Genomic DNA, 8,614 nt, shown 5'->3' on the forward strand with positions numbered 1-8,614 from the left:
CTCATTTTTTTATCCACTAATAATTTCCATAATTTGTTATATGATACAGCCATAGTATTCGCTCCTACCTATTCACATAAATCTTTTTCTGCTTCATATCTACCTTTGCAACAGCACCATACTGTAACGCACATCGTGGCATAGCATGTCCGAAATTCACATTATAAACAATCGGAAGTTTCTCATTGTCTATCACTCTAATGAGAATATCTTTATATTCCTGATAATAAGCTTCATCCTGTGGTTTTCCAACTAATACACCATTTACCACGTCGAATACTCCCTTTTCTTTCAGTAATAACACTTCTCTTTCAAACAATTCAGGAGTCGGTTTTTCTTCGCAGGTTTCTATAAATAGAATTTTTCCAATCCACTCTTCCTTATTTGGAAACAGATCATATCTTTCACAAACTTCCTTTTCATCTTCATATCTGCTATTGGTCAATACATCATAAAGGCTTTCCAAACATCCACCTAATAATCCTCCTTGGAAAATTTCACTTCCCTGGAGAAGTTCAAACCCACGTTCTTCCTTATGAGTTTTTCTTTCTGTTCCTATTGCGGCTCTTGAAAAATCTTCTCTTTCTTCATACCAGGTATCACTGGATATAATTTCATCAGATTCATTACCCTCCAAATAACTCTCAAATGCCCTTTGGGTATATGGTAACATTTCATCTGCAATTTCTCCCAAATCACAAATAAAGTTTGGTCCGTAATAAGTAGACAAGCCCAGTTTATAAAACATCAAATGATTGATTGTAGTATCTGAGAATCCTGTAAATAATTTTGGATGCTCCTCTACCGCCTTTATAAACTTTTCATCTTCCATTAGATAAGGCAAAAGTCTGTATGTATCATCACCACCAATTGCACAAATAATCCCTGCAATAGAATTATCCAGAAATGCATCTTTTAAGTCTTTCGCCCTTGCTTGTGGGTGAGTTTGCAAATATTCAATCCCCTTCAAAGCATTTGGCATAAATACCGGCTCCAAACCATATTCTTTTAATCTCTTTACGCCAATCTCAATATTATGACTGCAAAATTCTTCACCAAGCATTCCACTCGACAAGCTTACAATTGCTACTTTGTCACCTTTTCTCAATTTTCTTGCATATTGCATAACTACAATTCCTCCATAGATAAAACAATATTATTTTTTATCCGTATGCTGTTTACCCTTAAATTCCTTCTCTATATAACAATGTTCCTGTTTGGCAATCAACTTAAAACTGTAAATCGGACATTCAGATTCCAGTTCGTTACAGCTGCTTTCAAAGTCCAGTTCGATAATATATGGCACCACAGAATCTTTCTTACCTTCTTCCGTCAAAAGTCTTGTCCTGTCTTCTTCCCAATCGTGTTCCGGCTGTGCGTGTCACACGAAATAAACTCTTGTCATTTGATCAGCTCCATTTCATCTTCCATTTTTACGAATCCATATTTTTCATACAATGGTCGTCCCATCTCTGTCGCCTCTAAAGTAAGCTGTGATACGCCCTGTTTCCTTATATCCTTTACCAGTAAATCTAATGTATGAAATGCAATCCCCTGTCTCCGATATACCGGTGCCGTATACATATTCATAATATAAGCCTTTTTACCTGTTGGATTATGATATGTCGGCATAACCTGATAAAAACTGACACCACCAGCGCCAATAAAGGTTTCGTTATCATACACCAGATATGCAATATGCTCACCAGTTTCTAATGCGCTCTTATAATACTCATAGGATTCTTTTTCCACCAATGACATATCCACATCATTCGATAGTTTGTTTGCTGCACGAAGGACAATAATTCTAGTTCTTACAAGTTCATCAATGTCTGCTATGATTGCTTTTTTATATTCATAGTTTTTCGCCATCACATACTACTCCTCTAAATCTGTTAACCTTTTCGTAAAACAAATAATTCTATTTGCTTCCGCAAACCCCATTTTCAAATGAAACTTAAGACTATCTTCATTATCCAACTCACAGTCACTCGCAAACTCAAGGCACCCCTGATCCTTTGCCCAATTCTGACATTCTCCTAACAATTCTTTCGCATAACCTCTTTTTTTATATTCTTCTAAAACAAAAATGCCTTCCAAATATCCTACCGGACTAGAATCAGTTCCCTCTACATAGTCAAACCTTAATCCGCATTGTGCAAATCCAACTATATGTTCCTCTGATATAGCAAGAAAAATAATATTTTTACCTTTTCTTATATGTTCGCAAAAAATCTTTGTTAAATCTTCAACTGTGTGTGATTTCCACATTTGAATTGCCAAGCTCACAAGTTGGGGGACATCCTCTAAAGTAGCTTTTCGAATCAATTTTACCACCTATCCTTAACTCTTTCTGAAATATTTGTAAGATACAATAAACCACCTACTCTATCTGGTTACAAAATTCTATAATTTCTTCTTTCCTACAGTCCAAATCTTCCTTATATTCCACCGAACACAAACCAAGACTATCACAACATTCAATTTCCATATGTCCATAAAAATGTTCTATGGTTGCAATAATCCTCTCACATTCCTTCATTCCCGGTCCAGTTCTTAATGCGATAACATATCCCTTCTTACCACTACTTATCTTGGCATGCGGTTCATGTGTGTTACACCACGGAGTGCATCTATCAATAAAAACTTTAAATTGTCCCGGTATATCTGCCCAGTATGATGGAGACACAGATATAACTATATCAGCCCATTCATATTGCTCAATTATCCTATCAACATCGTCATTCTGAACACATTTTGCTGTATTATGACAAGTTCTACATCCTTTGCAAAATTTTATATCATAATCATCAATACATATGTTTTTAACATCATGTTTCTTTTCCAGACGAGCAGTAACTATATTAACAATTTCTGCTGTTGCTCCATTTCTTACAGGACTACAATTCATTACCAATACTTTCATTTTGACCTCCGCTTTCATGTACCATATTTTTATATGATATCATAGAATCACTACATCATCAATAACAGTCGCAATATCTTGCGATCATTTCCTGGTTTTCAATATATAATTCGGCTGTGTAAAATGAATCGGGGATATGCAGAGGAATCATCTCCCTCTGCTCCTATTCCTTATCTTATCTCTTACCTTTTCTTTATCAGCATCTCTATTGATACTCTCACCATAATCCATACTTAAACCAATAAAGATGTCTCTACAAACACTGTCGGCATCATCAGGTAACATTGTGGCAATACTGGCACATTGTGTGTTAAAAACTTTCTGTGCGATTAATTCTATAACCAACCCACAAATTACGGAAGTGACACCACTGGTGTATTTTCACTAATTTGCACCAGTTTTTGGTGCTTCATATAATTGGGATAATCTTTGAAAATAAAAAGAAATGTGATAATAGAAAATACCTATGACACTTCTGTTTAGTACTCATTAATATCTGTGGTACTATCAAAACAGGTATCATATAAGTATCACAATAAAAGAAAAAGCCCCATAAATGGCTTGTTTACGCCATTTATGAAGCTCTGTTTTGTCAGGGGGCAAACCCTATTTTATTAAAAAGGGCAAAGAGAAACTTTATTTTTCCATCCTCTCTCTTCTCTCCTGACACATTACATTTTATAAAATATATTCTACTGTCCCGTTCAAATCCTTTATTTATGCCACTTTCAGGTCATTAAAAAAAAGAACCCGACACAGTATGTTCTACTATGTTAGGTTCTTGGAATTATAAAAAATAAAATTCTCTTTTGCCTTTCAAATGAAAGTTATGCTTGCCCTTTGACATAGTAGGATTGTCTTAGCCTGATTGTACTACAATCCCATTACATTTTCAACCAAATTATTGCCTACATATCTCTTGGCATTTTATTTACAAATTCTACTATTTCCTCGACAGAATTCTGACCTTTTAATATGCCATTCAACAATGTTACCATCATATCATCATAATTATCATTATTAATTGGATTGAATTGTGCACAGATAATAAAATTATATGGTGTAATATAACGAATTCTTAATTTAGCTTCTCCCTTTAAATCAACAACTTTACCATCAATCACAGCCGCACCATCATCATACTCTGACCTTGTTACTTTTTTATTCTCATATTCTGCATATTCTTCATTGTAATAGCCATATTTATCTGCCCATGATTTTATATGTTCCTTATCATATTGGTATAAACCTGTTTCTTCTTCAGGATAAGCTTCTACATAAACAAATTTCTTATAATACTCTCCCGCTGCATATGCAACAATTCTTTTAACTTTTATCTCATCACAATCCATCAAAAATTTATCATCAGAAAGTCTTTCAAAATTATTGATATCTAAATTACTTCCTCCTCTAAACCACCATATAGGACCTCTTAATTTTTTTCCACTAAGTGGTTTTTTTAAGAGAATCTGTAATCTATCAACACATTCTTTAGGATTTGAAAATTCTTTTATTCCCCGCACCCCTGGAAATGCCTTTCCAAATCTATAACTAAAAAAAGGTGTTGACGCATCAAACGAATCAATATCATTGCTTTCTTCCTCTTTATCCTGAGAATCTTCTCCAAGATTTTTCTTAATGAGTTTTGAATCATACTCCTGATTAATTCTATCATAGTCCTTAATATTTGCAGCAATTATTTCTTGTACAAAAATAAATTCCTCATCCCAAAATCTTTTATTCTTCTCTATTTCATCTTCACGGATACACATAAAGTCATCTATAAAATTTCTTGCCACTTCAAACCGTTCGACTTTCTTTGGCGAAAATTCCCCTCTCATTAATTTGCCCATTTGTTCTTCATGTGCAAAATACGCAATGCCATCAAGTTTTTTAATTTTATCAGCCTCACGCAAGAATCTGTAGAATTCAACTAATTGTCTTGTTCCCGTACCACCAACGTGTGAATATAATGTAAAATACTTGGGATATAATTCATAACATAATTCATTCTTTTGTCTTATAATACAAGCTTGTCTACTTCCTTGAACATTCCCAATAACAACAATAAATTTATTAATAGATTTTAAATCCTCTCTTCTCAATATATCCATTGGGCTATCACCTAAAAAATTAATATTTGATGCAAACGGAAATTCACCTCTGCCATGTACCATCCACTCTTCATTTACGCCAAATACTTCAACAAATTTCTTCTTAAATTCATCATCAGGTTCTTTGCCTTGTGTTAAATAAACTTTTAAACCGTCTACATTCTTTAATCCGATAAGCGAACTTACATATTCAACTGTATATTCTTTTTCATTAAATCTTCTTGTATCATTTAAAAGTGAAAGCAAAATCTCAAATCTTTCCGAAAACCAAGAATTAACATTTTCTTTCGTATTACTGTCATTATTATTATAAATAAAATTATTTGTAACACTATTTCCGTTTCCAGCCACATTACCAGTTCCTTCTACAGAAATTGTACTACTGTTATCGTTCTGAATAATTTGATTTTTCTTACCTGTAATATTGTTTCCACCTGAAACATTGTTATTATCGTGCATTTTAGATTTTACTGTATATGTATCTGAATTCTCACCAGACTTTTTTCCTATTATGCGTTTTCCAATAAAACCTAATGCCACTACACCAATTCCACTAAAAATCCATTCTTTTCCTTCCCAAATTGCACTAAAAATTTTATCTATATCCATTTACATCATTCCTCCCCTGAATTTTTATAAGGATTATTATACAATAATCATTTACTTTTGTCCTTAGTTTTTATGATTCTTGCGTTTCGCACAAACTTACACCTTATAATTCCCCCTACTCTTTTAGTGTACCTTAGTTTTCTGAGTTATTCTCATTAATGTGCTTGAGATTTTCTCCTAATCGAATCATCATATCTATAGTAAGTATGCTTTTTAATGCGTGTTCTCTTGTTCCAAAGTTTAATTGTATTCCATGACAAATTTTATTTCTACATGGATGACTACTTTGATTCATACTGTCCTCAGAAGTTAAAATGATGTTATATATGTATTCTATTGATTTAATCCAATACATAAGTCCTTCTTCAGCATCCGATATAAACCACAATAATTGTGTCCTTTCACTATCCTTCTTAATTCTTGTCGGAACTTTCTTTTGTGGATTAAAACTCTGATATGCCCTTTTCACATCTTTAAAATCAAACTCTTTCCCATATGCTCTTTGCATATTATATATGTCTGTGATAATTCCATTAAGCTGGCAAGCTAAAATTGACACGCAGCCATAATATAATTCACTATTATATAAACTAATAGCCTCTTGCAATATAGGAATCCTTTTCCTATCCATTACAGTGGAATTATTCCAATCCATAAGCAGTCCATCTATAAATTCAGCAGTACAAAATTTGTAAACAATCGTACTTATTTCGTCTTCATTTTCTTCTGATATACTTGTATATGGAGCTAATTCTTGCATAAGGTCTTTGCTAACCCAAAAATATAGTGGCCATTGTAAACTTTCCAACTTATTCAAATAATGGTAATTTTCCAGCCCTTCTTTTGCCTCTTCTGAAAGCTGTGGTAATTTAATATTACTTAGTTGCTCAGCTAATCTACCAAATGCTTTAACCGCTTCACTTTGAGAAATTGCCACGACCATATTTCCCAATGCAGCTGCCACTCTTTGCGTATTTTCTATTGTTTTTTTAAATTCAGGATTCTCCATATATTTAGGAATCCTATTTAATGCAGCCCTAATCTCACGCAGTTTCTCTTCATAATCATTACTATCCAATTTTAACCTCACTCCTTTACTTAATAATGCTGTCACAATACGGATAATACCCACAGGAGTATTGGTTCGTTGGAACACTGAACTTGATACAATTTAACCATATTTTCCCTAGGGGTGTTCAAAGGGGGCATTTGAACACCCCTTGAAAAACGGTACTTGCAGGTATAAAGAAAGGCAGGCGGTCTCGTTATAAGACTTACCTGCCTGTTGATTATTCTTATATAGTTTTGTGTATCTCGTCAGTTCTACATGACTAAGCTTTCGACTACTTATCCATCAGTTTTCTTTCGAATACAAGTACATCTTCACAAGCAGTAGAATTTTCCACTAATCCCAACACCTTTAATGCATTTTTGCCTAGCTCATTTGAATAAACAGTATGTAACTTCCACCCCTCTCTAGCACGCTTGTTTATCAATTCAGTCATTCTCTTTGCATCAACACACCCATGATCTTCATTTAATATTGTTTCAACTGCATATTCATATAAGCCTATTAATGAACGTGCATACTCTTGTTTCTCCATTTCATCTTCTTGCATTCGCTTTCTTTCAATGATTATTTCTTCAGCTGTCCTATGCGACTTTTCAATATCTGTTGCAACTTCATCAATATATTCTTTCGCCTTTTGGGAAAATTTAGAAACATTTATAGAATCTCTAAAGAAAAGCAAATCATCTTCATTTCCATTTCTTAATCCTTGTAACCTAGCAAAACAATTGTTGCAAATACTCATTCCGGCAATTATTCTATCTCCTTTTTTTTCATTGCATATCTCACATGTTTTCATTATTCTTCTCCTTATTTACTACAAAATTTACACTTTCTGTTTTTCTGCATTTTACGCCACCCAACGGTCGCTGGTGCGTTGTCAGCGATCGCTATGCGTAGCATAACGGTCGGCAATGGAACATTATTCCACGTTGCTCTTGACACGAGCCTCTATCGCACATGATTAGTAGCAAATACGGCGAATCGTTGCTATGAGCGGATTTGCTAGGCAACAAGCCTATCATGTGCTACTCGTGTCAAGAGCCTTTCGCGGCATAAAGTTCCATTTTATGTCCGACCGCTAAGAAATGCATCGCGACCGTTAGGCTCCGCCGAACCGGCCGTTACACTCCGCAATATGCATTTTCTTTCAAATTTAACAACATTATACCTTATATCGGCAGATTAGCATATCCATTCTTGTCATATTTCTGCAATATAAAAGGTCAAACCCGTCAAGCCCGATGGTTACTGACGAATCTGACCTTTTATAATCAAATTTCTGTTTTTTTCTTCTATCTATAATGTGTGTTAAATCAGGATTTAATTTATCTCGTTTTTATTTCAAATCCGTTCTTGAAGATGAACAGTATATCGTCCTTGGTATTTACTACCACTTCCTGCACCAGACTGCTCCAAAGTCCCTCATCGAATTCTTCTACCAAAGCACCCTGCTTTTCCAACGCACGGATGAATCCCCTGAATAATTCTCTCTGAGCCTTTTTGCTTTCAATCTGTTCTGAAATCTTGTCATAATCTGCTTTGATGGTATTGTACATTTCGGTAGGGTCAACATATCTTCTATTATATCCATTCTGGTCAAGTGCCGTCCGGCTGTTCTCTGCTATGGCTGTCTGCTGCATCTGCTCTACACTAATTATACATTATTCTCCCCACAAATAGAGCCAAACTAGAGCCATTTGATAAAAGTAATATATGTTGCTCTTGCTCAGATTCTTTCTCATAATTCATAAAACATTGATTCTACAAGGCTTTCGGCTACTATGAAATAAAAATAAAAGAGACCGTAAGATGAGGAATACTTGGACTCATCTTATGGTCTCTGATACTTTTTATTTTATTGTTGACGATATAGTTTTTTGCCCTAAAGACGAT

The 8,614-nt window shown here is 34.3% G+C and carries 9 protein-coding genes; all 9 read right to left on the bottom strand.

Annotated elements, in window-relative coordinates; translation table 11 throughout:
• Positions 1-64: 64 nt before the first annotated feature.
• Positions 65-1,126, bottom strand: a complete 1,062-nt coding sequence (locus tag DXD06_RS16105) for a S66 family peptidase (protein ID WP_117833106.1) — start codon at positions 1,124-1,126, stop codon at positions 65-67.
• A 30-nt stretch (positions 1,127-1,156) separates the two neighbouring features.
• Positions 1,157-1,336 carry a hypothetical protein gene (locus DXD06_RS16110; protein ID WP_243001158.1) on the bottom strand — a complete coding sequence of 60 codons (180 nt, stop codon included), beginning with the start codon at positions 1,334-1,336 and terminating at the stop codon, positions 1,157-1,159.
• A gap of 65 nt (positions 1,337-1,401) precedes the next feature.
• Complete coding sequence (locus DXD06_RS16115; protein ID WP_117833107.1) at positions 1,402-1,872, bottom strand: GNAT family N-acetyltransferase; 471 nt, start codon at positions 1,870-1,872, stop codon at positions 1,402-1,404.
• A gap of 6 nt (positions 1,873-1,878) precedes the next feature.
• Positions 1,879-2,337, bottom strand: coding sequence for an aminoglycoside 6'-N-acetyltransferase (gene aac(6'), locus DXD06_RS16120; protein ID WP_117833108.1), 459 nt, complete (start codon positions 2,335-2,337; stop codon positions 1,879-1,881).
• Between the two features lie 46 nt (positions 2,338-2,383).
• Positions 2,384-2,944 carry a flavodoxin family protein gene (locus DXD06_RS16125; protein WP_055238387.1) on the bottom strand — a complete coding sequence of 187 codons (561 nt, stop codon included), beginning with the start codon at positions 2,942-2,944 and terminating at the stop codon, positions 2,384-2,386.
• Positions 2,945-3,834: 890 nt separating this feature from the next.
• Complete coding sequence (locus DXD06_RS16130) at positions 3,835-5,649, bottom strand: hypothetical protein (RefSeq protein ID WP_117833109.1); 1,815 nt, start codon at positions 5,647-5,649, stop codon at positions 3,835-3,837.
• Positions 5,650-5,782: 133 nt separating this feature from the next.
• On the bottom strand, positions 5,783-6,727 hold the full coding sequence (locus tag DXD06_RS16135; protein WP_117833110.1) for a hypothetical protein: 945 nt from the start codon (positions 6,725-6,727) through the stop codon (positions 5,783-5,785).
• A 265-nt stretch (positions 6,728-6,992) separates the two neighbouring features.
• Positions 6,993-7,517 (bottom strand): hypothetical protein, encoded by a 525-nt coding sequence (locus DXD06_RS16140; protein WP_117833111.1) that lies wholly within the window; start codon positions 7,515-7,517, stop codon positions 6,993-6,995.
• A gap of 529 nt (positions 7,518-8,046) precedes the next feature.
• Positions 8,047-8,361, bottom strand: a complete 315-nt coding sequence (locus DXD06_RS16145) for a hypothetical protein (protein WP_117833112.1) — start codon at positions 8,359-8,361, stop codon at positions 8,047-8,049.
• Positions 8,362-8,614 lie beyond the last annotated feature (253 nt).

The organism is Roseburia sp. TF10-5 (assembly GCF_003462365.1).
Taxonomy (GTDB): Bacteria; Bacillota; Clostridia; order Lachnospirales; family Lachnospiraceae; genus Roseburia; species Roseburia faecis.